The organism is Mesorhizobium cantuariense, assembly GCF_042647205.1.
GTDB classification, from domain to species: Bacteria; Pseudomonadota; Alphaproteobacteria; order Rhizobiales; family Rhizobiaceae; genus Mesorhizobium; species Mesorhizobium cantuariense.
Window position 1 is genome coordinate 1,657,442 of record NZ_JBHRVD010000001.1, and the last position, 24,087, is coordinate 1,681,528.

The window sequence follows — 24,087 nt, forward strand, 5'->3', positions numbered from 1 at the left end:
GTCCGAATGTTTTCTGTCGGAGCTCGGTCTCAAAGCCGCTCCTAGTCGGAAAGCGGGGTCGGTTTCGGCACGGAGGAAATCTTCAGATCGCTGCCCAGTCCTGCTGGGCGAGCCATCGATGAAGGGCGGCGACCGCCTTCACGCGCAGGTGCCCGCGCGGGACGATCAGGTAGAATCCAGGGACTTCCTCCGGCCGCATATCGGCAAGGGCGTCGCGGCCAACCGGCGCGACCAGAGCCCCCGACCTCAAATCTTCCTCGGCGTCGATGACGGAGACGAGACCGACGCCGATGCCTTGCAGGGTTGCACGGCGCATGGTTGCGGCATCGTCGAAGCTGATGCTTCGGTTGCCATCCGTCTGCTCGATGGCAAGGTGCCGTAAAATGTCTGGCCAAAGGCGCTTCGATTTGACGGTATCCAGCAACGTGAACAGCGTCAGATCCTGCGCCGACTTGATGCTTTCGCCGATGGCCGGGGTGCAGCAGATGACCTTCGGATCCGGCACCAGCAGGATGGTCTCGTAGTCCGGCCAATTGCCGTAGCCCCACTGGACGGTCATATCGATGTCGTCGCGTCCGAAATCGGGCAGGTCGACCATCGTCGTCAGGCGCAGATCCGCACCCGGCAATATCTCCCGGAACAGGGATAGCCGAGGCAGCAGATAGTGGGTCGCGAAGTAGGGGCTCGCATTCAGGTTGATGCGGTCCCGATAGTTCGACTTGGTGACGCGGCGAACGCCTTCGGAAAACTCGTCGAACCCGGCTTTGACATAGTGCGAGAGAAGGATGGCCGACTCAGTCAATTCGACCGACCGACCCTTACGCTCGAACAGCGTCACCTGAAGCGTGTCTTCCAGAAGCTTGATCTGCTGTCCGACGGCCTGCGGCGTGACCAGCAACTCATCCGCCGCCTGCCGAAAGCTCTTGTGCTGCGCGACGGCGTGGAAGACGCGAAGCGCATTCAGAGACGGAAGGCGCAGTTTGCCGGTCATTGTTAATTCCGCTCCTTCTCGCTTGAGGTTCAGTTGACCATGCGCTGTCGCAATTCAGTTGTTGTCAGGCGTATATGTAACCGCCTGAAACAATTACGTTTTCACCGGTCATATAGGTGTTCTTGGGACCGCCCGTCATAAGCACCCACTCGGCAATCTCCGTGGGCTCGGCACCACGACCCAGCGGGCTTGCCTTGGCCAGTTCCTCCAGGAAGCCGAGGGCCTTGGCCCGCTCCGTGGCCATGCCTGCAGGGGCTACCGAATTGACCAGGATTCCGTGTTTTGCAACGTCATGGGCAAAGGAGCGCGTCAGGCTGACCACGGCGGCCTTGGTTGCCGCATAGTGGGCGTTCTGCGGATGCGCCTTGAAAGCGTCGACAGATGTCAGGTTCACGATCCGCCCGCGCACATGGCTCTTCGGCTCCTGCGACTGCATATGGCGGACGGCCGCCACCATCATGTGGTAGGTGCCCTTGATGTTGATGCCGTTGGAGGCATCCCAATCGGCATCGCTGATCTCGAGGAGCGGGCGGCGAGGGTAGATCGCGGCGCAATTGATCAAAGTGTCGATGCGCCCGAGCTTCGAAACGATGGCGTCGAAGGCGGCGTGGCACTGAGGGCCGATCTGGATGTCGCATAGGGCGGTCGCGGTCGGCAGGCCGTTGGCCTTTGCCGGTGCGAGAGCGGCTTCGGCAGCGTCCTGGTTGATGTCGATGATGCCGATCTTCGCCGCGCCGGCCTCCACAGCCATCCGGGCCAAAAGCGCGCCGAGGCCAGCGCCGCCGCCGACGATGAGAACGGAAAGATCCTTCATTCCAGTTTTCCTTACTTGGTGCCGCTTGGCGAGGTCGGCCAGGTCGGCATGATGTCGAAACGGGTAACGTCGGCCCATGCGGGCAGGCCGAGTACCGCGACCACTATTCCGGCCACGTCATCCGGCTGCACCACTTTGCTGGCGTACATGGCCGCGCGCGCCTTGGCGTCGAGGATGTCCTGATAGAGCTGTGTCTCGACACGGCCGGCGACGATCTCGGTGACGCGTATGCCTGATGGGGAGAGGTCGGCGCGCAACGCGGCGGCAAAGCCGGAGATCGCCGCCTTGGTGGCTGAATAGACGGCAATGTTGGAATATGCCGCGTGGCCCGCGGTGGAGCCGGTGAACAAGATGTGGCCGGACTGCCGCTCGCGCATCTGCGGGACGACGAGGCGGGTGAGCATGATTGCAGCGCTGAGGTTCACCTCCAGCGTGGCGTCGATGTCGGCGATCTTCATGTCGGCGAAATTGCCTAGCGGCGGCATGATCCCGGCATTGTTGATCAGCACGTCGATGGTCAGATCCGCCAGAACAGCCTCCAGCGCCTCGCGATCGGTGACGTCGACGGCGATGGGCACGATGCCGGGCCGCTCGGCCTGCAACCCCTTGAGCGCGGACTGGCTGCGCCCGACCGCATAGACGTCATAGCCGGCGTCGCTCAGTGCGATCGCCATGGCCCGCCCTATGCCGCTCGTTGCACCTGTGATGAAGGCTGTCGTCACGTGGGGCTTCCCTGATTGCCTGGTTTCAGTTTGCGGCCTGGGCCGATGCCGCGAAACCAAGAAAACCAGCAAAAAGGAAAGATAAACTTTCGAAAGCCCTTTCAGCCTGCGAAACCTCCTGGGGTGTCCGTGCGATCACGGAAGCCGAAAACCCAAGGAAACGACGGGAGAACGGCGCTTTCAACGCGTCGGAAAACGGGTGCCGCTGGCCGGCAGAACAAAAACAAGGCTTTCGCAATGCGTGGCTGATCTGGTCCACGCGCCTGTGCATGCGAAGCGAAATCGCCGGCCTTACCCGCCTGTCGGAGCAGGCCTCTTCATATCGGTAAAGAGCGAGGCCGCAGCTGCCTTCTGCTCGGCCTCTGTTGCCGCGACGCCTGAAGCCCGGGCCAAAGCGCGCACGCGTCCGAGGCTGTTGTGCAGATGCTTGCGCATGGCCTGGCGAGCAGCGCGACCGTCCTGCCTTTCGATGGCGTCGACGATGGTTTTGTGTTCGCTGTGAATGCGTGCGTAGTAGCTGTCCTTGCGCTCTGATGTGACCACGTAGCCCAGTTGAAAGCGTGGAACGATCATCGGCCTGAGATAGCTCAGGAAGCCGTGGATGAATTCGTTGCGCGCGGCTTTGGCGATCGCCAGATGGAAATCGTAGTCGTAATGGATCTGGACGACAGCGGGATCCGCTTGCTGTGCGTCGACCTGTTCCATCAGGGCGCGGATTGCATTCACCTCCGCGTCGGTGCGCCGTTCCGCGCACAGCCCGGCGGACTCGACTTCGACACTCAGTCTCAGTTCGAGCAGGGCGATGGTTTCCGGTAAGGTCCTGAGAGCCTCGTCCGGTATCGAGAAGTTGCGCGGCGCCGGCGTTTCACTGACGAACATGCCGCGTCCTTGCTGCGGCACCACCATGCCCTCGGAGCGCAATCGCGCCACCGCTTCCCGCACCACCGTCCGGCTGACGTCGTATTCGGCGCAAAGCTCGGCTTCTGTCGGCAATTGCGCGCCGGGCAGCAACTGTCCGGACCGTATCTTTTCGGACAGGCTCTCGGCCACGACGGTGGAAAGTGGCTTGCGCTTCGTCATCAGTGTTCCCCAGTCCGATGCCAGATGCAGGATGATGCCCGAACCGGCAAGGCCATTCAAACCGCCGCGGTGACGATCAGCTCGACCAGCATTCCGGGCCTGGCCATGCGTCCTTCGCCGGACGAGCGCGCCGGTGCGTGCTCCTTCGGCATCCATGCGTCCCAGACCGTGTTGACTTCGTCGAAATCCCTGATGTCGTCCAGCCACATCTGCACGTGAAGGATGCGGGTCTTGTCCGTACCAGCCTTGGCAAGCAGCGCGTCGACCTTGCCGAGCGCCTCGCGCATCTGGTCGGCCGCGGACTGACCCGGTCTTGCGACCTGGCCGGTGAGGTAGAGGGTGCCATTGTGGATGACCCCGTGGTGGATGCGGGTGTCGAAGTCGAAGCGCTTGATGTCACTCACTGGATTGTCCTCGTCAGATTTCCGGCCTCCGCCGGATGGGGTCAGATTTCCGGCCTCCGCCGGATGGGGTCAGATTGCCGGCGTCTGGCGGATTGGGTTTCCCTGCAAATATTGCGCGTAGGGCGCCTGAACGAGCCAGCCGGCGTCGACGGGCAGGGTGACGCCGGTTATCGACGCGGCCCGGTCGGAGCAGAGGAACAGTGCCGCCTCGGCAACGTCGCGCGGCTCGACGAAACGGCGCAGCGCGGTGGTCGCCAGGATGGCTTCGGGGTTGCGCTCTCCCTTGGCTATCCTGGCTTTCAGCCCGTCCGAAAGTGTGTAGCCAGGTGCCACCGCATTCACCCGCACCCCGTGCGGACCGAGTTCGGCGGCCAGGATCTGGGTCAAGGCCAGAACGGCATGCTTTCCGGGCGTGTAGGCAGGCAGGGACAGTGGCGCGAAGGAGGCAAGCGAGCCGACGTTCAGGATCGCGCCACGCCCGGCAGCCGACATCAGCCTGCCGAACACCTGGCAACCCAGCAGGGTGCCGCGATAATTCACCCTCCACATCCTCTCGTCCTCATCCAGATCCTGGTCCAGGACGTGCTTGCCGCTCTGCAGGATGCCGGCGCAATTGACGGCGATTTGAGGCGTACCGAACGCATCGCTGACGGCCTGCGCCAGCGCTTCAACCGAGAGGGGATCGGCAACATCGGTCTGGACGAACAGGGCGCGCGGTGCGCCCGCCGCCTCGCAGGCCTCAACCGCCTCATTACCCCGAGCCGCATTCCTACCGGCGACCACCACATGGTAGCCGTCCTCGGCAAAGCGCAGCGCGATTGCGCGTCCGATGCCGGAAGTGCCGCCGATGACGACGGCCGTTGCCGTCTCAGCCATTGCCGCGGTCCTTGCCTTCGATGTCGAAGAATTCGGACATGGCCCGGACCTGGAAATCCATCATCGGGCGCCCCGGCTGAATGCGGCAGCCAATCTCTTTCGCCGCCTTTAGCAGGGCGGTCTCGGCGGGCTCCATGATGATATCCACGACCGTCATGTCCGGGGTCAGCCGGCTCACGTCCAGCGGCAGCGGGTCGCCCGCATGCATGCCGACCGGCGTGGCGTTGATGGCCATATGCATGCCGGAAGGCTCGGCCTCGCCGACCTGGATGCGGCATTTCGGGAATGCGAGGCGAACCAGCGCCGCCAGTTTTTCGGCGCGCCCGGCGTCGATGTCGGCGAGACGGATCTCCTCCGCGCCGGCTTCCGCGAGACAATAGGCCAGGGACGCACCGGCGCCACCGGCGCCGACCTGGAGAATGCGGCGGCCGGCAATCTCATGTCCGCCTGCGTTGAGCCCATCGATGAAGCCGACGCCGTCGAAATTGTCGGCGTACCAGCTGCCATCGGGCAGCCGGCGCACGGAATTGGCGCTCTGCACCCGCGCGGCGCGGTCATGGGCAGCAGAGCATTTGTGATAGACCGCGACCTTGTACGGCACCGAGATGATGACGCCCCTTATGTTCTCGGCCGCCGTGATGCCGGCCCAGAAGGCCTCGAAATCCTCCGGGCGGCAGCTCAACGGCACCATAAGGCTGTCCAGCCCCTTTTGCTCGAAGATCTCGTTGAATATGCCGGGGCTTTTGGCGTGTGCCACTGGATGGGCCAGCATCACGAAGATGTCGGCCTTGCCGGTTCCGCGCATCGGTTCACTCCTCTTCTTTTGGCAGTTCTGCACCAAGGTCGGCATGCACAGCACTTGCAGCGAATTATTGCCGTATGATATAGGACATCATACAAATTTCAACATCCTTTCGCACATCGGAGACTGACCGCAAAATGCAAGAGCGCCCCAACACGCTGAAGGCTGCCGTGACGGCCGGCCGAGCCCATATCGGCATCTGGTGTTCGCTGGCTTCCGCCCTCACGACGGAAGTTGTCGCAGGCTCCGGCGCCGGCTGGCTGCTGATCGATGGCGAACACAGTCCCAACCATCTGCGCAGCATCATGGCGCAACTGCAGGTCATGGGCGGCTTCGACAGCGAACCAGTCGTCAGGCTGCCTTCCGACGACCCCAATCTGATCAAGCAGGCGATGGACATCGGAGCACGCAGCCTGATGATCCCCAATGTGCGTACGGCGGATCAGGCGCGCAGCGTCGTTGCCGCGATGACCTATGCTCCGGGCGGCGTCCGCGGCTTCTCGGTCGCCCACCGCGCCAACGCATTCGGCCGCATCGCCGGCTATCACATCAGGGCGCGCGAGCAGCAGCTGCTGGCCGTGCAGATCGAATGCGAGACGGGCGTGGCGAACGCCGCCGAGATTGCGGCGGTGGACGGCGTCGACGTTCTCTTCGTCGGGCCCGGCGACCTGTCCACAAATATGGGCGCGATGGGCAATCCCGGTGCGGCGCACGTTCAAGAAGCGATCGCCTCGGTGCGCAAGGCAGCAACAGCGGCAGGCAAGGCCAGCGGAATCCTGGCGCCTGCAAAGACCGACGCCGACCGCTATCTCGCCGACGGCTTCACCATGGTGGCTGTTGGTTCCGACCTCGGCCTGCTTGCGCGGGGCTCGGATGCCTTGGTCGCTTCGTTCAATCAGTAGACCGGAGATACAGCCATGCCGATCCCCCCTTACAAAGCGCCGTCGCGTTCGGCCTACGACATCGTCATCGTCGGCGGCGCCGTCGTCGGTTCGTCAACGGCATACTGGCTGAGCCAGGCGCTGGGCAGCGGCGCCTCGATCCTCGTGGTCGAACGCGACTCGAGCTACGAGTTCTCGTCGACGGCGCTCTCCACCAGTGCGATCCGGCAGCAATATTCCAATCCGATCAATGTGAAGATCAGCCAGTTCGGCATCGAGATCATCCGCGGGTTCCAGGAGCGGATGGCACCCTTCTACAAGGACGAACCGGCGCCAGACCTCGGCTTTAAGGAGCATGGATACCTGTACTGCTGCTCACCTGATGGCATCGACGCGGCGCGCGAGCGCGTCGACCTGCAGCGCAGTCTCGGAGCCCACACGGTGTTCCTAGAGCCGGGTCCGCTGAAGGATCGCTTTCCCTGGCTCAATGTGGAGGATCTCGGCGGCGGCTCCTGGGGAGCCCGGGAAGAGGGCTGGTTCGATTCCATGGGCATGATGAACGGTTTCCGCCGGGCCGCCCGCGCCAGCGGTGTCGAGTATATCGACAATGCCGTGACAGGGCTGGATATCGCCAAGGGGCGGGTCATCTCGGTGCGCCTCGCGACCGGACAGACGGTTCGTTGCGGAACCCTGGTCAACGCCGCCGGCCCGCGCGCGCAACAGGTCGCCGCCATGGCCGGCCTGTCGATCCCCGTCGCGCCCTACAAGCGCTACAGCTTCGTCTTCGCCAGCGCCAACCCGATCCCAGGCCGGATGCCCAATGTCATCGACCTGTCCGGTACATTTGTGCGCCCCGAAGGCGAACTTTTTCTCACCGGCAACACGCCGCAAGACGATGGGCCGGCCGGCTACGACGACTTTGAAATGCACCATGAAGAGTTCGACGACTACATCTGGCCAGCACTCTGGCACCGCATTCCATCCTTCGATGCACTCAAGGTTCAGACGAACTGGACTGGTCACTACGAGTACAACATGCTCGACCACAACGGCATCGTTGGCTTCCACCCGCAGGTGACCAATTTCATGTTTGCCAACGGCTTCTCGGGGCACGGCCTGCAACAGTCGCCAGCCGTGGGTCGGGCCGTTTCAGAACTCATCGTTCACGGGTCTTTCCGGACGCTCGACCTGTCGCCGTTTTGCTACGAGCGCATAGAGCGCAATGAGCCGTTCCTGGAAGAAGCCGTGATTTGAGACAGAGCTCCTGAGTGGCCGACAAGCTCGGTGCGCGGGTGTCCGTGCTTTGCGGCGATTTTCCTTTGAAATCAAAAGCGTAACTTTTTGACGGTTTTGATGTCGGAGTTTACGCGAGGCAGCGCCGCCTCGTCATCCTTGCTGAGCGAGGTATGGAAGAGCAAGGGTCCGGGAAATCTCGAATGGCGCTACAAAGGTCAGGTTTGGCAGGGCACATCTGAAGCCGCACATCTCACCGGCCCGACCGCTCGCCTGCAGTAAGCAACGAGGCAAACATGTGCGCGTAGTTCTCGGCCAGAACGCCCCAATCCCACTCTCGGATCGTCTCGATCATGCGGGCGGCCATCCGCGACCGGAGCGATGGCGTGTCCCGCAACAGGGCGAGCTTGTTCGCAAGCCCCTCCGCAGTTCCATCGAAGAACAGCCCGTTGTCGCCATCCCGAATCAGCTCTGGCATGTTTCCCACACGGGTCGTCACCAAGGGGACACCGCACGCCGCCGCCTCCAAGCAAGGATTGGGAGCGCCTTCGCTGAGACTGGCGCAGACATAAACGTCGAGATCCCGATAGAAGTCGAGCATCTCGTCACCGTTACGCCAGCGTTGCTCCCGAATCGCAGTCAGTAGTCGCACGCCCGGCACGGCAGCGACCGCGGGCTCGATGACTTCGTGGAAGCCGCGATGTGCTGGACCATGGTTGCTGAGACTTCCCGCCCATCCGACGCGGAGTTCGCCAGAATAGGGTTGTGGCTCTTGTGGGGGGCAAAAGAATGTCGTGTCGACTCCATTGGGCGTGTAGTGGACCGGAACACGCAGTAGAGGACGGTATTCGTGCTCGAGCCGCCGATTATTGACAAAGACAGCGCGTGCCAGCCGGCGCAGGGTGGCGAGCCCGGGCTCGCGGAACTCGCCCTCCAGCTCTCTGTGGCCGCAGATCCCGATGAGCAGCCTGTCAGACCGCCGGGCGAAGACCGATTCCGGCAGGGGCAGCTTCGAGAATTGGAGCCAATAGTAGATGAGCACGATGTCCGCCGCGTTCACGTCGGACTCAGTCACATCATGCTGAAATCGTTGGACGATCTCGAACCTTCTTTCCAGCACGCGCCGGAGATTCTGGGTCTTGCGATCGATCGCCCAGCCGGGTCGGTCCGCGATCGCCAGGATGCGGGGGAGGTGTATATCGCTCACGAGGCGTACCGCTCAAGCCAGTGCGCCAACCATGGATTGGCCTCGTCCAGATCGTCGTCCGTCGCGGTGGCGCGCACCTGGGTAGCGTCCGGCAGTTGGATATCCTCTGGTCGCAAGCGGGGTCGCCATCCGTGCCAGCCAAGACCGATGACCTCCTCGCTCAGGTACCGGCGGCCAGCATACTTGCGCGCGGCATGCTCTGCGCTCAGGAACAGATAATGCTTCATGCGAAAACGCTCGGGGTAGAGCTTCACTGGACCCCCGAAGCGTACGCGATGGCCGCCGGACCACGCAATCTCCATGGGGCCGTCCTGTTTCTTGTACGCACGGACGCAGTGTGGGGAGCACGGTCGGAATGGGTAATAGGTGCGCAGCGTGTGTTGATAATTGGGGTTGTCGTGATCTGGGGCTTCCCTGGTAGGAATGAACGTGAACTCGGAAGACTCGATCGCATTGAAGCCGAGTGCGTCGGCTGCCGCAATGGCGGAGACCAACGATGAATACGAAGTCGGCGGAAGGTGGATCTCGTCAGCATCAAGATGCATGAACCAGTCTGCTTCGAGCGACTGAAATAGTTCCTCTTTGCGACGAAGAAGGTGCTCCCAGCAATACCAGCCGCTATACGGGATGCTTTCGAATCCTATCAATCCGGCCCCGCGGTAGCGCTGGGCAATCTCAAGCGTTCGGTCCGTCGACTGATTGTCGCAGATGTAGACCTGCACGCCTTGACGAAAGAGGTTCTCAAGACATCCGGCGACGAACCGTTCTTCGTTCCGTGTTGCAAGAACCGCGACGACTCGCGGGGAACTTCGATCACGCGCAGCATTTGCAATGTGGGTGTTGAGATCGACCAAGTCCCTCAATCCTTCGTTGTGTGCTTGCGGATACGGTCTAAAGATTCAGAGCGGCCATGCCAAGGCGCCATCACTTTCCCACCTGAAGTGCACACGCGCTCATAGCGGTTCCCGTCGCGATAGCAAGTCTCAGGAATATGCGGCTCCCTTGGGCCGAGTTGTCGTCTAGTCCCACTCAGGCATAGCGGGGCATTTCGTCTTTGCTCCCCTGCTGGTCGAGGTGTTGGCCCACGATCACAACGCCATTCCATGGCAGGAACAGGCGCCCTGTCGCGGCCGCCCCGCTACGGTTCTTCGCTCTCCGATATCAGATCAGCGATCTGTCGAGGACCTGCGGCTCTCCGCTCTGTGGCCCGATGGCATCGGGGTGCTAGCGGTGATATGACTTGGTGACGGATTTTTTTTGAGGCGAGTCAGGTACGCCGCCGAGGTTATCGACACGCAAAAATCGTCCGACCGGGCCTGATAGTTGGCGAAACCCCGGAATAAATTTCCGGCGATTTTCTATTTAAAATCAAGAGCGTAACTTTTTGACGGCTCAATCGTCGGAGTTTGAGCGTAGTCAGAGGGTATTTGCTAGCGATTTCAACGGGTTATATGTTGATTAAATAATCGAGTGGGAGTAGGCGAGCAATAACAAAGAACTCGGCGGGGTATTCCCCCCGTCCTATATCCACCTCGGTGGACTTTCGGCCCTCGGACACCTGCCTAGGGAGGTCGACCGATCTGGAAACGCAGTTGGCGCAGATGTAAAGAGTTATGCACATTGCACAGGGCGGCGGCATAGAATGACGTACAATTCGGCGGGTCTGCTGCCCACCGACAGCTTGCAAACGAGGTGGAGAATTTGATGCGGAACACGATGCTGGGCTTCGCGGCACTTGCCCTGGCCGCGTGTCAATCGGCTCCTGAAGCGCCGCAATCAGCCGCTCTCGAACCTGCGTCAAATCCTGTTGCTGTTCCTCCTCAACTTGCCTTGGATCCCGCCGCAGTTCCTCCTGGCTCGGCAATCATGGATCAATCCGTGACAATCACTCCTCCTGCGAAGGGCGTTCCAACAAAGTACGCCGCATTTTCGGGCATGTGGGTTGGACGATTGGAGGGGACGGATGAAGCCAAAGTCGCTGTGCAGACGATTTCTCCGAACGGCAAAGTGACGGTCACCTTTGCGTGGGGGATTCTGGGCGATAACAATCCGGGAGAGGCCGCCGGAACAGGAAAAATTGTAGGGACTACGTTGAAGCTTGGGCGCCTCCCGAATGGTGCGGACGTCAGTTTCATGATGCTGCCCGACGGAACCCTGGCCGGAACCGTTGCGCTTGCCGGCCAGACCTACACGGGCGTATTCATCAGGCAATGAGTAAAGCAACCATTCCCCGCGGTCAGTCGATCGCCGCTGTCGCCTCGATCTCGATCAAGAAATCCGCCCAACCATGCTGCCGTTAACATCCTGGCCTGGGGCCGGTCAGGGTCGCGTGAGAATAGCAGCTCGGGGTGCTCATCGACATCGCCTCGGCGGCGTTTGCACTGGATGTCCTGACCGAGACCGCGGCAGGAACGAATGCCGACTTTCAATTGGCGGCTCTTCACGCCGCTGAATAGTCCGATCCTCGCCTGGTCCTGGCCGCAGAAGCTGGATCGCACCGGGATGTAGCTATCAACAACATAGAGCGCTATGGAAAGCCGAAGCTGGCGATGTTGCCTTAGACAGCGGGTGCCGTGCCCACGGCCTCGGTGAGCCGGACATCCTCACCACCTGTACACACGCACTACGGCCGTCCCGAGACGTGCCTGAAGACCCTCCAGGAGATTTCCATGAGCCAGCAGTTTGCCTTGACCGTGACGTGCCCGTCCACACGCGGGATCGTTGCCGCCATCACCACCTATCTGGCTGAGAATGGTTGCAACATCACCGACAGCTCGCAATTCGACGACAGCCAGAGCGGCAATTTCTTCATGCGGATCAGCTTCAGGTCAGAGACCGGTGCCGATCTCCCCGGGCTGCGTGCCGGATTTGCAGGGACCGCCAAGCCCTTCGGCATGACCTACGCTTTCCATGACGAGACCGAGAGGATGAAAGTCGTCATCATGGTATCGCGCTTCGGCCATTGCCTGAACGACCTGCTCTACCGCTGGCGGATCGGTGCGCTGCCGATCGACATCGTGGCGGTGATCTCCAATCACATGGACTATCAGAAAGTGGTTGTGAACCATGACATTCCGTTTCACTGCATCAAGGTGACGAAGGCCAACAAGGCCGAGGCCGAGACGATGCAGATGCGCATCGTCGAGGAAGCCGGCGCCGAATTGATCGTGCTGGCGCGTTATATGCAGGTGCTGTCGGATGAGATGTGCCGGAAGATGTCGGGGCGGATCATCAACATCCACCATTCCTTCCTGCCGAGCTTCAAAGGTGCCAACCCCTACAAGCAGGCTTACGATCGGGGCGTAAAGCTGATCGGCGCGACGTCGCATTACGTCACCGCCGATCTCGATGAGGGCCCGATCATCGATCAGGACACCGTCCGCGTGACGCATGCCCAGAGCCCGAACGACTACGTTTCACTTGGTCGCGATGTGGAAAGCCAGGTGTTGGCGCGGGCGATCCATGCGCATATTCATCGCCGGGTTTTCCTCAATGGGGACCGAACCGTCGTTTTCCCGGCGTCGCCCGGATCCTATGCGTCCGAGCGGATGGGGTAGGGGCCGTCGCTACGCGCCTGGCGCCGCACCACGGATCGCGGCCTATACAGCCGCGACCAGCTGCACCTCCACGGGCGAATTGCCCGGCAGCGTCGCGACGCCGACGGCCGCGCGGCTGCCTATTGCGCGCCGGCCAAGTCTGGATTCCAGGAACTCGGAGGCGAAGTCCGCCAGCTTCGAGTGTGCCGTGATGCCTGGCTCGGCAGCGATGTAGACCGTGGGTCAGGATGGCGGAAAGACTTTCACCTTCGGCTAGCAGCGCTTCGGCCGCCGCCAGCGCATTGCTGCAGGCCAGGATCATCGCGTCCTTCTGCAGGGCAGGGTCCGCATTGGCCGGCACTGGTCCGGTAAATTGCAGCACCCCATTCCTGCGTGGGTCATCCCGCCGTGAATATCATGCTACCGTGCCGTGTCGCAGGGAGGTACAGTCCCTGCGGCACCGGTGTCTGTTGATCTGAAATGTTACCGGTCATGCGCGGTACCGGTCGACGAGGGCGACGAGACGTTCGCAGGCTGCAACGGCAGCGGCGTGATCCTGCGAAAAGTTCAGGCGCACGCTGCTTTCGGAAAACGGACTGAACTCCGTTCCAGGTGTCACGATGATGCCTGCCTGCAGGCGCAGAATGCGGACAAAATCATTGCCTGCCACGGACAGAGGAGGCAGTGCCGGAAAAATGTAGCTGCCGGCTTCGGTCGTACGAACTTGAATGCCTGAAGTCGCACGGAAGACCTTCAGCAGATCGTCGCGGATCGCCTGGTGCTCGCGAACGCGCTGGTCCATCCACCCAGCCGGTTCGTTGAACCAGGTGCGCAATACGGCCTGGCTATAGCCACCGGCACGCAAGGAAACGATCGCCTGCAGTTTCTCCATGCGGGAGATGATTTCCTTGGAGCCGAAGGCTACTCCCAGTCGATAACCGCTGAGCGATTCCGTCTTTGACGGCCCCATGATGGTCACGACGTTTTCGGAATCCAGCTGCTGCGCGCGCAAGTGGGTGTAATCCACGCCCGCGTACAGGAGGCGCGAGTAAAGCTGATCGACGATCACGGTTGCGTTGTATCGGCTTGCCAGAGCGGCAATCGCTTCAATCTCGTCGCGGGAGTAGACGACGCCTGCTGGATTGTTGGGGTTCGAGAACAGGAACAGCTTTGCGCCCGACTTGAACGCGTCTTCCAACTGGCTGAGGTCGAGGCCCGAACGGCCTTCGGTTGTTGCGTAGTCCATGCGGACGGGCATCATTTCGCCTTCGCAGAATTCCACCAGTTTGCGGTTGGCAAAGTAATCGGGCTGGACGATCGCCACCTTGTCACCTCGCGATACGGTCGAGGCGACGGCCAGGAACAGGGCGCCCTGGGTGCCGGGGGTAATGATCATGCCATCGCGCGCATCGACAGGCGCTCCGGTGAAACTGGCCAGCCGCCCGGCGAGATCTTCGCGGATGCCCAGATCGCCGCGATATTCGGTGTAAGCCTGCTTGCCGCCGGCTTCGACACCCACCGAGAAGACCTCGAATGAGCCGGGTGTCGGGGTGAACGCGTCGACGTCGCCATGCGAAAAATCCACCGGCCGGCCGGTGATCGCGTCGCCTAGCAGCACTGCGTCGATCCCGCCGGACATCTGGCGGACTTCTTGTCCGGGCGCTGCGTCAGTGCCAAGGCGGCCGAATTTGCTCTGGATGGTCACCGAAAACTCCTGTTTGACAGCACTGCCGCTGCTGGAATGCGACGCCACTCTATGGTGTGCATGAGGCACTAAAATATGCTTGCCTCCTTCTTTGGAAGATAGAAAAAGCGATTCAGGGATATCCGGTTTCTGAAAAAGTTTTCCCACCGTGCCGGACCCCGACCTGCCGTTCCTCGGAATCCATCTTACGCGCATGATCGACGGATCGGTGACGCTCGGCCCCAATGCGGTGCTCGGCCTGTCGCGGGAGGGCTATCCCAGATTTTCCATCAATGCCCGCGACGCGGCCGACATGATAGGCTTTCCGGGATTCTGGAAGCTGGTGATGCGGCATCGCCGCCATGCGGTGCACGAGCTTGCCAATTCGCTTTCGTGGTTATCTGGAAGAGTGCAGAAAATATTGCCCGACACTCGAACTCACGGATCTGACGCCTTACCCGGCCGGCATCCGCGCACAAGCGGTTACGGCAGCTGGCGAGGCCGTGCACGATTTCCTGTTCGCGGAGACGCCACGCACCCTGCACGTCGGAAACGCTCCGTCGCCGGCGGCAACTTCAGCCATTCCCATCGGTCGGCTGATCGCGTCCAAGTGTATCCAACACGTGCACTGGTGTGGCGAACCTTGGCGCGCGTGGGACTGGCCGTCGACAAATCGGGCGCGCTGCTGATTGACGATGCGACCGACCGCAAGCTCACCGAGATGGCGGAAAGCAAGATCAACCTACAGGCAGCCGAATAGAGCCAGTCAAGTCGGACGGCCAGCGCTTCTGCAGGCCGGCCGACACCTGCCCGGTCGGTGCAAACCGTGAGTGTACCGGATCGACGCCCAAGGCTGCCGATTGCCGCATAAATACTTGGCTCGGTTGGGAATTATCTGGCTCCATCGTGCCGAAATGAGTCCTATCCATACATGTACAATACATAAAAGTGTAAATTAGATTCTTCTTATGAATAGAACGAAGAGTTTCTTAACCCGTTTCTTCACGGGCTCTTAACAGTCCATCACGGATGTGTTACCGATTTTGCTTGCGGGGTAGTGCGGTGTTCGCCTCAACCCAGAAAAGCGGCGGGGAATTTCATGGTGTCGGGCGCCACGCCTGGCATTCAGAGGCGAGAAGTCAAATCACCCAAGCATGTTTACGGCCGACGATCGACTGCACCTCTCGGCAGGCCCAAGGGTCGGTCATGGGGTTCGAAAGGAATTCCGCCATCTTCATGCCCGTCGGGTCGAATGCGGCCCGACTAACGAGGTCGAAATGAAATGAATGTGACGGATGCCGAACTGGATAAACACTGGCGTTGTATTGCTGTCGCTATTATCTTTTTCTGTTGGGTGTTTGCTTGCTACTGCTTCTGCAGATGAGATGGTCAGCGCTTGTGTTCGGGCGAATCCGCTGGAAACGCTTTCATCAAGCCATACTTCAGAGAAGTTATGCGATCTCACCATCGCTTCAGATACCGTTGAATTTTTTGTATCGCGTTCAACTATGAAGCACAATCCTCTAACTAGCTCAAAAATTGGAGATTATTTCGAAAATTTTCCATCTTATTCATATAAGTTCGATCGTCTCGAGTCCAAAAATTTATATAGAATATCTGCAGTGGATATAGATAATAAGATAACAGCCTCTCCGCTCGGAATTTCCTCATATCTATTTTTGACTGAGGGCGAAGGAATTTGGATTCGTTGCAATGAAGGTTTTGACCGTAAATGCAGTGTATATCAGGATGTCGCGCTATTTAACGAAGACTCTCAGTGGGATTTCTGTAAGGTACAAATTATAGCAAGGTTTGACAATCCTCCATCTGAGAACAACATAAGTATTGTCAGGGACGACGTTTCGAAAATATCGTCCATTTTATTTGAAAAGTTGAAACCTGCCTTGGTGGCGGCTTGCCATGTGCGGGGGAAATGATGCCGGAAGATAATCGGATAGCGATTACTGCGTCGCAGCTTCAAGGTCTACGGGATGCTGCGCTTAGCGGGGAATTATACGCAGTTTCATTATCTGAAATATACGTATGGCTCAACGATTTCGGCGCTATATATACCTGGCCCAACAGGTCAGGGTGTATTTGGTACGCTATCTCATGAATATACTATTAGCCAGATTGGATCTGCTTCACAGTTCTATGCCTTGCAAACTAACATATCTGCACAAATCGCTAATGATGAACTGTCGTACATAAATGATACGTTCGATGGTGAGCATTACTTACTTGCCAGACACATCCAAAACAATGGAGTTGGAGATTGGCAGTTGGCAAGCTTTGGGGCTGCCTCCGAGTTCGTATGCGGGAAATGTACTCGCCTGGTTTATCGGGGAGGACGTGCCTGGAGCTTCGATTTCGTTTGGGGATTTGCTCACCATGATAAAGGCCTTCGGCCAGAGTCTTTTGGAGGTTGAGTTTTCTGGCGACTATATTCACTATAACGGTATCGACTACTCCAATGAATCTCTTGTAAACATAGATGGTATATTGTATATTCTGAAAGATGTCGGGCAGTATATTCCAATTGGAATTACTGATGCATTTGCTTTTTTTAAGTTCTTTCAACTGATCAATTTAGATTCTCCGATTGTTGATTTTACTTTTTTGTCATTCGGCCTGCTTTTCGGTCCGGCTGCTTTGGTCGCGCCGCTTTTGAATATCTTTCATGATCCCCTTATCCTCGACCTCGGCGGTGACGGCATCCACCTTTCGCCGCTTGCCGGCTCCCCAGTCCACTTCGACTATGACGGTGACGGCTTTGCCGAACGCACCGGCTGGGTATCAGCCGATGACGGGATTCTGGTTGTCGATGCCAATGGAAACGGCGTCGTCGACGGCGTGTCCGAACTCTTCGGTTCGTCCACGCAGGACGGGTTCGCCGTTCTGGAGACTTTCGACACCAATGGCGACGGCAGGATCGATGCGTCCGATTCGGTGTTCAGCACGCTCAGGGTCTGGCAGGACCTCGACCAGGATGGTGTGTCCGATGCCGGCGAGATGATGACGCTGGCCGAGGCCGGCATCGTCTCGATCGCGCTGACGCGAACCGATGTCACTGGCGCCAACGCCGGCCATGACCTCGGCTACGAAGCCTTGTTCACGCGGGCGAACGGCACGACCGGTACCGCCCAGACCATCTATTTTCAGACCGACCGGCAGGATACGCGCGCCGACAACACGCCCAACTTCACGCTGGCTGAAGGTGTCGACAAGCTGCCGCAATTGCCGGGGTCCGGCCAGATCAATTCGATCGCCTGGATGGCGACGCAGGATGCCGCGTTCAAGGCGGACTGGACCGCGCTGACCGATGCAGCGGCGACACTGTCGCCGGAGCAGTTGCGTTCCGCCTTCGAGGATCTGCTGCTGCGCTGGGCGTCCGTGGGTGGCATTGCCGAAGGGACGCGTGGGCAGTATGTCGACGCCCAGCATCTGGCCTTCGTCGAAAAATTCTTCGGCGTCGCGTACAAGGAAATCTATACAGGCCAGCAGCTCTCGACCTCGCCGACGACGCAACAGTTCGGCGCCAACATCGAAGCCAGCTTCGACCAGATCGTCGATGTCATGCTGACGGCCTTCCTGGCTCAGACGGCGGGAAGCACGATCGCCAGAGGCGGAGATTTGCTGGGCGCGCTGGAAAGCCCTTACTTCTTCTATGCCTTGCTCGACTTCCGGCATGAATGGCCGGCTGGCACCGAGCCGCCGGAAACACCCGGCAATGTCGGCATGGTGTTAGACCTCATTAAGGGGATGATGCCGGAAGCGACTGGGGCAGCGGCGAGCTACCTCGTCAAGACGATCTCGGGGCTAGAAGGGGTGGTGCCAGTTGCGTTCGAGGGTGATCGCACTGCCTATCTGACGACGGCCAACACCGTGCTCTCGACCATTGCCGATCACGATCTGCGGCTGATCGCCACCGAAATCGCCGGCGGAACGGCAGCGCTTGGAACGGACGGCGCGGATGGCATGGTGCGTACCGATGGCGACAATGTGTTTGTCGGCGGCAAGGGCGACGATTTGCTGGTCTCCGGAGCCGGCAGTGACCTGTTCGTCTATACGCGCGGCGACGGTACCGACTACATCCGCGACAGCTCGATGTCGCTGGTTGAAAAAGACACTCTGTTCCTCACCAATCTGGCGGCGACGGATCTCACCTTCGAGCGGATCGGCAACGACCTGATCTTGAAGATTTCGGGCTCGATCGAGAAGATCGTCTCGGAAGATTTCTTCGCCAATTGGGGCGCGAAGAATCTCGGCATCGACCAGATACGCTTTGCCGACGGTTCGCTGATGGACCGCGAGACGATCCGCAGTCACACGACCACAGTCGGCGACGGCCGCGACAACCTCGTTCAGGATACGGCACTCAACGACGTTCTGCAGGGGGGCAAGGGCGACGACGAAATCAGGATCGGTACCGGCAGCGACACGATCCTCTATGCCGCGGGTGACGGTTTCGACGTCATCAACGACACCAGCGGTATCAAGACGGAGATCGACAGGCTTGTCCTGGCCAACATGATGCCGTCCGATGTCGAGCTGTCACGTGTCGGCAACGCGCTGACCATCAAGATCCTGGCGACGGGTGAGTTCATCACCGACCAGATGTTCTTCTACCAGAGCGGCGCACCGAACCAGCTGAACGACTGGAGCGATCATGGCTGGGGTATCGACAGGATCCAGTTTGCAAGCGGTGCCGTGTGGGACCGGCAGACGATCGTCAAGGAGGCCTGGATTCGCGGGAACGACAATGCGAACGGTCTCTACGGTTCAGCTTTCAATGATACTTTCACCAGCGGTCACGGCAACGATACGATGGATGGCGGTGTCGGAGCTGACATATACGTGTGGAAAAAAGGGGATGGTAGCGACTATATATCTGACAACATCAACAATCTTTCCGATGCCGACAGGCTTATTCTTGCAGATGTATATGTGAGTGATGTAAAATTTTCGTATAATGGAGACAGCCTTCAGATAACTGTCGGATCCTCCGGAGAAGTCATCTCCGTCGGCGACTTTTTTGCGTACACGGACAATCTTGTCGAGGATTGGGCAGCGACGGCTTACGGGGTCGATCAGATCACGTTCGCTGGCGGGACGACGCTGAACAGGCAGCAAATCTTCGATAAGACGGGGGAAGATTACCTGGGTCGAGATTTCTGGACATGGTCCGAGTACGTCAATGGAAATCTGCAATGGGCCTACTTCACGGATGAGTTCGGCAACTCCGGGCACATAGTTGGCTCAGGACCAATTGGCGTTGGCGACAATGACGTGTTTTCGGGCTATGTCGATGCCCAAGGCAACGACAACTACAACAACGTATTCCACGAAGTAGCGGGGCACAATTCTGTAACCGGCGGCAGCGGTGATGATTTTTTCACGGGCGGCGCCGGTAACGATTCCTTGGTGAGCCGTGGCGGCAACGATATCCTGTTCGGTGACGCACCGTTAGCTGGGTATGGAAGCTCGGTAACTCCGGACGCAGCCGGCAATGATTACCTCGACGGCGGTGCCGGCGACGACCTGCTCTACGGCGGCAATGGAAACGATACGCTGATGGGCGGAGCCGGAACCGATCAGTTGATTGGCGGCGACGGCTCGGACACTTTGATGGACTCAGGTGTCGAGAATGATACATTCGACGGCGGCAAGGGCGACGACTTCATACAGTCGGGGGTTAACAGCAGCGATAACGGAGACGATACTTTCCTTTACGCCTTGGGGGATGGAAACGATGTCATTTCCGACTCCGCTGTATCTCTCACGGAAATAGACCGGCTGGTATTGTCCGACATAAATTCTGACGAGGTGGAGTTGTCCTTCGGCGGCACCAGCCTTGTCATACGGATGCTTCAGACGAACGAAACGATCACCGGCGTGGACTTTATTTATATTGATGGGACGACGGGCTCCGGCATCGATCGGATCGAATTCGCCAACGGTGTTGCCTGGAACAGGGCGCAGATGCGGTCGCATGCCGAGGCGAGCTGGCTGCGCGGCACTAGTTCGCGAGATTTTCTCCAAAACGACAATATGTGGAACCAGACCTTCGACGGCGGGCAGGGGGATGATGTCATTGCTTCCGCCGCTTCGTATTGGCAAGTGTGGGATCGGGGCCTCAGCAATGGCAACGATACATTCATCTACCGCCACGGTGACGGAAACGATTTCATAGTCGATGGTTCTCACTCGACCACTGAGGTCGACACGCTGCGATTGATCGACATTGATTCGGACGACGTCGAACTCTCAAGAGTTGGCGACGATCTTCTTGTCAAAGACCTGGTCACTGGCCAGATCATCACGAACGCACGGTTTTACTGGAGTTTTTCCAGCACCAATCACAGCATCGACCGTATCGAATTTGCGGATGGCGTCGTCTGGGACCGGGCAGCGATGCTGGCAAAAGCCTGGTACCGCGGAACCAATACGAACGACACGCTCCAAAGCGGCCAAGATACCATGGACGATACCTTTATTGGCGGTATCGGTGACGACATTCACGTTTCCGCTCCTCAAAATTGGCAAGCTTATAATCCAGGGGGCATGAACGGAAATGACACCTATATCTACAATTTGGGTGACGGAAACGATCTGATTGTGGATGGATCGCGTTCGCTCCAGGAAACCGACACGCTGGTATTGAACGGAATCAATCCAGAAGATGTCGCGCTCTCCACGGACGGATACAATCTTTACATTACGATTGTGCCCACAGGGCAGAGGATTACCGATGAAGGGGCTTTCTGGGGCCGGCCAGATGTGGGGCGAGGTCTTGAGCGCCTGGTGTTCGCTGACGGTACCGTCTGGAACCGGGAAGACATCCGCTTCTGGGCTCAGGAGGGCTCCGCCTTCTTTGCAGGGGGCACCGGTGACGAGACGCTCATCGGTTCATATCTGGATCAGCGGATCGAAGGTGGTCGCGGCAACGATTTCATCGACGGGAAGGGTGGTAGCGACCTCATCTTCGGCGACATCGGCAATGACACGCTTGCGTTGACCATTGCCGATCCTGGCGATGTCGACGCTCTCGACGGCGGAGCAGGTACCGATACCGCGACATTCCAGAATTTTGGCGCAGCCATCCATGTCGACCTCGTCGAGAACCAGGGCGAGGCGAAGACAAGCGATGGTCCATCGTTGCAGGTCGGAAGCTTGCGGCTCGTGGCTACTTTGCGAGGTCTCGAAAACATCATCGGAACGGCGTTCAACGACGAGATCCATGGCGACAGCGCTGACAACCAACTCGTTGGCGGCGCCGGCGACGATTTTCTCGACGGGCGATCGGGCAATGACGCATTGTCGGGAGGATTGGGTAACGACACGCTCGACGGCTATTTGGGCAATGACACCCTGGTCGGAGGTGCGGGCGACGACGCATTGACTGGTGGTCTCGGCAACGACCTGTATGACTACACGCGCGGCGATGGCAATGACGCCATCTTCGAGACGATCGCGGAAACCGGCTCGAACGATCGGATCCGCTTGCATAATGTCGATCCTGCGAAAGTCAGCGTCTCACGCCTCAACGGCGGCCTTGTCCTTGAAATAGCAGAGAGCGCTCCGGGCGCTGGTGACGCAAGCAGCCTCACGGTCACCGGACCTCAAAATGGCATCTACCACTATGACCAGTATGGCGTCGAAACCATCGAGTTCGACAACGGTGTCATCTGGAACGCGGACTTCCTGCGGCAGATGTCGGTGTCCGACTCCGCAACGGATGGCGATGACGTTCTGGTGGGATCGCCTGCCTCAGGGATAATGCATGGAGGGAAGGGCAATGACAGCCTCAGTGGCGGGACAGGTGACGACAGCTACGTTTATGCTCGGGGCGATGGAAACGACGCCATCGTTGAGAACACAAGCGGCGGTGGCAATGACCGGCTGGCATTCAGCGATATCAACTCGGCAGCGGTGACGTTGGTTCGAAACGGCAATGATGTGAGAGTGGTGATTGCCGAGAGTGCGCCGGCCGCCGGCGACGGTGGCTCGGTGCTGCTCAAGGACACGCTTGCTGACTACTACGGTCAGGGTGTCGAAAACATCGTCTTCGCCGACGGAACGATCTGGACCCGCGCCGATATGAATGCCCATATCAGTTATGTCGGTGGCACGGCCGGCAATGAGACGATCACCGGAACCGCCGGTAACGACGATATGCGCGCTGGCCTTGGCGACGATCTGCTGGTCGGCCAAGCGGGCAACGACAGCTACACCTACATATTGGGTGACGGTAACGATGTGATCAACGAGGTTGCCACCGGTACTGACGTCGACACACTCATTCTGGACGGCATCAACCAGACCGATGTCCGATTCGAGCGTCCGTATAATGATTTATCCGGTGTGGTGATGCGCGTTCTGGCGACCGGTCAGACAATTACGCTGGACAATCAGTTCGATCAGGAAGGCGGCGTCGAGAAGATCGTCTTTGACGACGGCTCTGTCCTGGGTGGCAACGACTGGAGCCTGGACGGCATCCTTACAGGTCTCGCTTCGATCTATGGCACGGCCAATGCCGAAACGATTTCCGGCACTTCCGGCAATGATCGCTTGGTAGGCAAAGCAGGTAACGACACACTCAGCGGCGCTGGCGGTGACGACACCTATGTCTACGCCCGTGGCGATGGCAAAGATACCATCACCGAGGGAACCAACGGCGGCTCTAACGACCAATTGGTATTCAGCGACATCAATCCTTCGGCCGTGAGCCTGGTTCGCAGCGGGAATGACGTGACGGTGGTGATCGCCGAAAGCACACCGGGTGCCGGTGACGGCGGTTCGGTCCTGCTCAAAGAGAGCCTCAATGACTATTATGGCCAGGGTGTAGACAAGGTCGTCTTCGCCGATGGAACGATCTGGACGAGGGCGGATTTGCTTGAACAGGTTAGTACGACTGTCAGTTATTCCTCCAATTCGGGGTCAGTGTCCGTCGACCTGGCACTTCAAACTGCGGTCGTGAACAATCCTGCCATGGTTGGCCAATTCGTTCGGCTCTACCAGACCAATGGGAACTATCTTTCTCTGGCGGAAGTGCAGGTATTCGAAAGCGGGCAAAATGTTGCCCTGACCGGCACGGCCAGCCAGAAGACCACCGGCTGGGGAGGCGATGCCAGCCGCGCTATCGATGGGAATACGGATGGAAATTTCAACCACAACTCGGTGACCCACACCGGAACGCCCAATGTCGGCGAATGGTGGCAAGTCGACCTCGGCCGAGCCGCCACCATCGACCAGATTGTCATTTTCAATAGAGCGGATTACTCGAACCGGCTCGGCGATTTTGACGTGGTCGTTACCAACCAGGAGCTGTCGTCGACTGCAACGCTGCAAGACGCGATCTCACAGCCTGGTGCTCAGGTGGTGCACTATACCGGCACCTTCCCCTTGAGCGATACCGTGTTCGCGCTGAGCGAAACGGAGACGCTGACGAACATCAAACACGTCACAGGCACCGCTTCCGACGATACTCTTCTGGGAAATGCGTCTGCCAACACGCTTCTCGGTGGCTACGGAAATGATGTAATAGAGGGGCGCGGCGGCCAGGATCTCCTGTCCGGTGGGGCTGGCAACGACACGTTCATCTTCCGATCCAACTTTGGTCTCGACAACATCACGGACTTCGTCACAGGCATGGGATCCGATGACACCGTCCAGTTCGCCGACACCGTCTTCGACGACTTCGCTTCCGTCCTCGCCGCAGCTACCCAGGTCGGCGCCGACACGGTGATCACGCACGACCCCGGCAATGTCCTGACCTTGAAGAACGTCGCCTTGGCGAACCTCCATCAGGACGATTTCCAGTTCATCGCCGCCTGATGCCTGAACTGGAATGCACT

The 24,087-nt window shown here is 59.2% G+C and carries 17 protein-coding genes and 1 pseudogene; 7 read left to right on the forward strand and 11 right to left on the reverse strand.

Going from position 1 to position 24,087, the window contains the following annotated elements; translation table 11 throughout:
• Window positions 1–82: 82 nt before the first annotated feature.
• From ACFOJ9_RS07645 to ACFOJ9_RS07680, 8 genes are all read right to left on the reverse strand, one after another.
• Window positions 83–991: a LysR substrate-binding domain-containing protein gene (locus ACFOJ9_RS07645; protein WP_378978185.1), complete on the reverse strand. Its 909-nt coding sequence runs from the start codon at window positions 989–991 to the stop codon at window positions 83–85.
• Between the two features lie 64 nt (window positions 992–1,055).
• Window positions 1,056–1,805, reverse strand: a complete 750-nt coding sequence (locus tag ACFOJ9_RS07650; RefSeq protein WP_378978187.1) for an SDR family NAD(P)-dependent oxidoreductase — start codon at window positions 1,803–1,805, stop codon at window positions 1,056–1,058.
• Between the two features lie 11 nt (window positions 1,806–1,816).
• A complete protein-coding gene (locus tag ACFOJ9_RS07655) occupies window positions 1,817–2,527 on the reverse strand; it encodes an SDR family oxidoreductase (RefSeq protein WP_378978189.1) in 711 nt (236 codons plus the stop codon).
• Between the two features lie 25 nt (window positions 2,528–2,552).
• Window positions 2,553–2,786: a hypothetical protein gene (locus tag ACFOJ9_RS07660; RefSeq protein WP_378978191.1), complete on the reverse strand. Its 234-nt coding sequence runs from the start codon at window positions 2,784–2,786 to the stop codon at window positions 2,553–2,555.
• Window positions 2,787–2,818: 32 nt separating this feature from the next.
• A complete protein-coding gene (locus ACFOJ9_RS07665; RefSeq protein ID WP_378978193.1) occupies window positions 2,819–3,607 on the reverse strand; it encodes a FadR/GntR family transcriptional regulator in 789 nt (262 codons plus the stop codon).
• Window positions 3,608–3,663: 56 nt separating this feature from the next.
• Window positions 3,664–4,011 (reverse strand): RidA family protein, encoded by a 348-nt coding sequence (locus ACFOJ9_RS07670; protein ID WP_378978195.1) that lies wholly within the window; start codon window positions 4,009–4,011, stop codon window positions 3,664–3,666.
• 69 nt (window positions 4,012–4,080) lie between these two features.
• The gene (locus tag ACFOJ9_RS07675; protein WP_378978197.1) at window positions 4,081–4,887 is read right to left on the reverse strand and encodes an SDR family NAD(P)-dependent oxidoreductase; all 807 of its coding nucleotides are present in this window, start codon (window positions 4,885–4,887) and stop codon (window positions 4,081–4,083) included.
• Window positions 4,880–5,692 (reverse strand): shikimate dehydrogenase family protein, encoded by an 813-nt coding sequence (locus tag ACFOJ9_RS07680; RefSeq protein ID WP_378978199.1) that lies wholly within the window; start codon window positions 5,690–5,692, stop codon window positions 4,880–4,882. The genes ACFOJ9_RS07675 and ACFOJ9_RS07680 overlap by 8 nt, the downstream gene beginning before the upstream one ends.
• A 134-nt stretch (window positions 5,693–5,826) precedes the next feature.
• Between ACFOJ9_RS07680 and ACFOJ9_RS07685 the strand changes: the two genes are divergently transcribed.
• Window positions 5,827–6,591: an HpcH/HpaI aldolase family protein gene (locus ACFOJ9_RS07685; RefSeq protein ID WP_378978201.1), complete on the forward strand. Its 765-nt coding sequence runs from the start codon at window positions 5,827–5,829 to the stop codon at window positions 6,589–6,591.
• 15 nt (window positions 6,592–6,606) lie between these two features.
• The gene (locus tag ACFOJ9_RS07690) at window positions 6,607–7,824 is read left to right on the forward strand and encodes an NAD(P)/FAD-dependent oxidoreductase (RefSeq protein ID WP_378978203.1); all 1,218 of its coding nucleotides are present in this window, start codon (window positions 6,607–6,609) and stop codon (window positions 7,822–7,824) included.
• A 232-nt stretch (window positions 7,825–8,056) separates the two neighbouring features.
• On the opposite strand, the gene ACFOJ9_RS07695 is transcribed toward ACFOJ9_RS07690, so the two are convergent.
• Window positions 8,057–9,010 (reverse strand): glycosyltransferase family 4 protein, encoded by a 954-nt coding sequence (locus ACFOJ9_RS07695; RefSeq protein ID WP_378978205.1) that lies wholly within the window; start codon window positions 9,008–9,010, stop codon window positions 8,057–8,059.
• A complete protein-coding gene (locus tag ACFOJ9_RS07700) occupies window positions 9,007–9,864 on the reverse strand; it encodes a glycosyltransferase (protein ID WP_378978207.1) in 858 nt (285 codons plus the stop codon). Before ACFOJ9_RS07700 ends, ACFOJ9_RS07695 begins: the two co-directional genes overlap by 4 nt.
• An 850-nt stretch (window positions 9,865–10,714) precedes the next feature.
• Here ACFOJ9_RS07700 and ACFOJ9_RS07705 point away from each other — a divergent pair.
• Together ACFOJ9_RS07705 and purU are read left to right on the forward strand one after the other, a co-directional pair.
• A complete protein-coding gene (locus ACFOJ9_RS07705) occupies window positions 10,715–11,224 on the forward strand; it encodes a hypothetical protein (protein WP_378978209.1) in 510 nt (169 codons plus the stop codon).
• Window positions 11,225–11,679: 455 nt separating this feature from the next.
• Complete coding sequence (purU, locus tag ACFOJ9_RS07710; protein WP_378978211.1) at window positions 11,680–12,567, forward strand: formyltetrahydrofolate deformylase; 888 nt, start codon at window positions 11,680–11,682, stop codon at window positions 12,565–12,567.
• A gap of 469 nt (window positions 12,568–13,036) precedes the next feature.
• Here the strand turns inward: purU and ACFOJ9_RS07715 are convergent, their stop codons facing one another.
• Window positions 13,037–14,251 carry a pyridoxal phosphate-dependent aminotransferase gene (locus tag ACFOJ9_RS07715; RefSeq protein WP_378978213.1) on the reverse strand — a complete coding sequence of 405 codons (1,215 nt, stop codon included), beginning with the start codon at window positions 14,249–14,251 and terminating at the stop codon, window positions 13,037–13,039.
• 148 nt (window positions 14,252–14,399) lie between these two features.
• On the opposite strand from ACFOJ9_RS07715, the pseudogene ACFOJ9_RS07720 reads away from it, so the two are divergent.
• From ACFOJ9_RS07720 to ACFOJ9_RS07730, 3 genes and pseudogenes are all read left to right on the forward strand, one after another.
• Window positions 14,400–14,919: pseudogene (locus tag ACFOJ9_RS07720) on the forward strand (hypothetical protein); the annotation flags it as partial.
• A gap of 606 nt (window positions 14,920–15,525) precedes the next feature.
• Window positions 15,526–16,167, forward strand: coding sequence for a hypothetical protein (locus ACFOJ9_RS07725; protein ID WP_378978215.1), 642 nt, complete (start codon window positions 15,526–15,528; stop codon window positions 16,165–16,167).
• Between the two features lie 286 nt (window positions 16,168–16,453).
• A complete protein-coding gene (locus ACFOJ9_RS07730) occupies window positions 16,454–24,067 on the forward strand; it encodes a calcium-binding protein (protein ID WP_378978217.1) in 7,614 nt (2,537 codons plus the stop codon).
• Window positions 24,068–24,087: the final 20 nt, after the last annotated feature.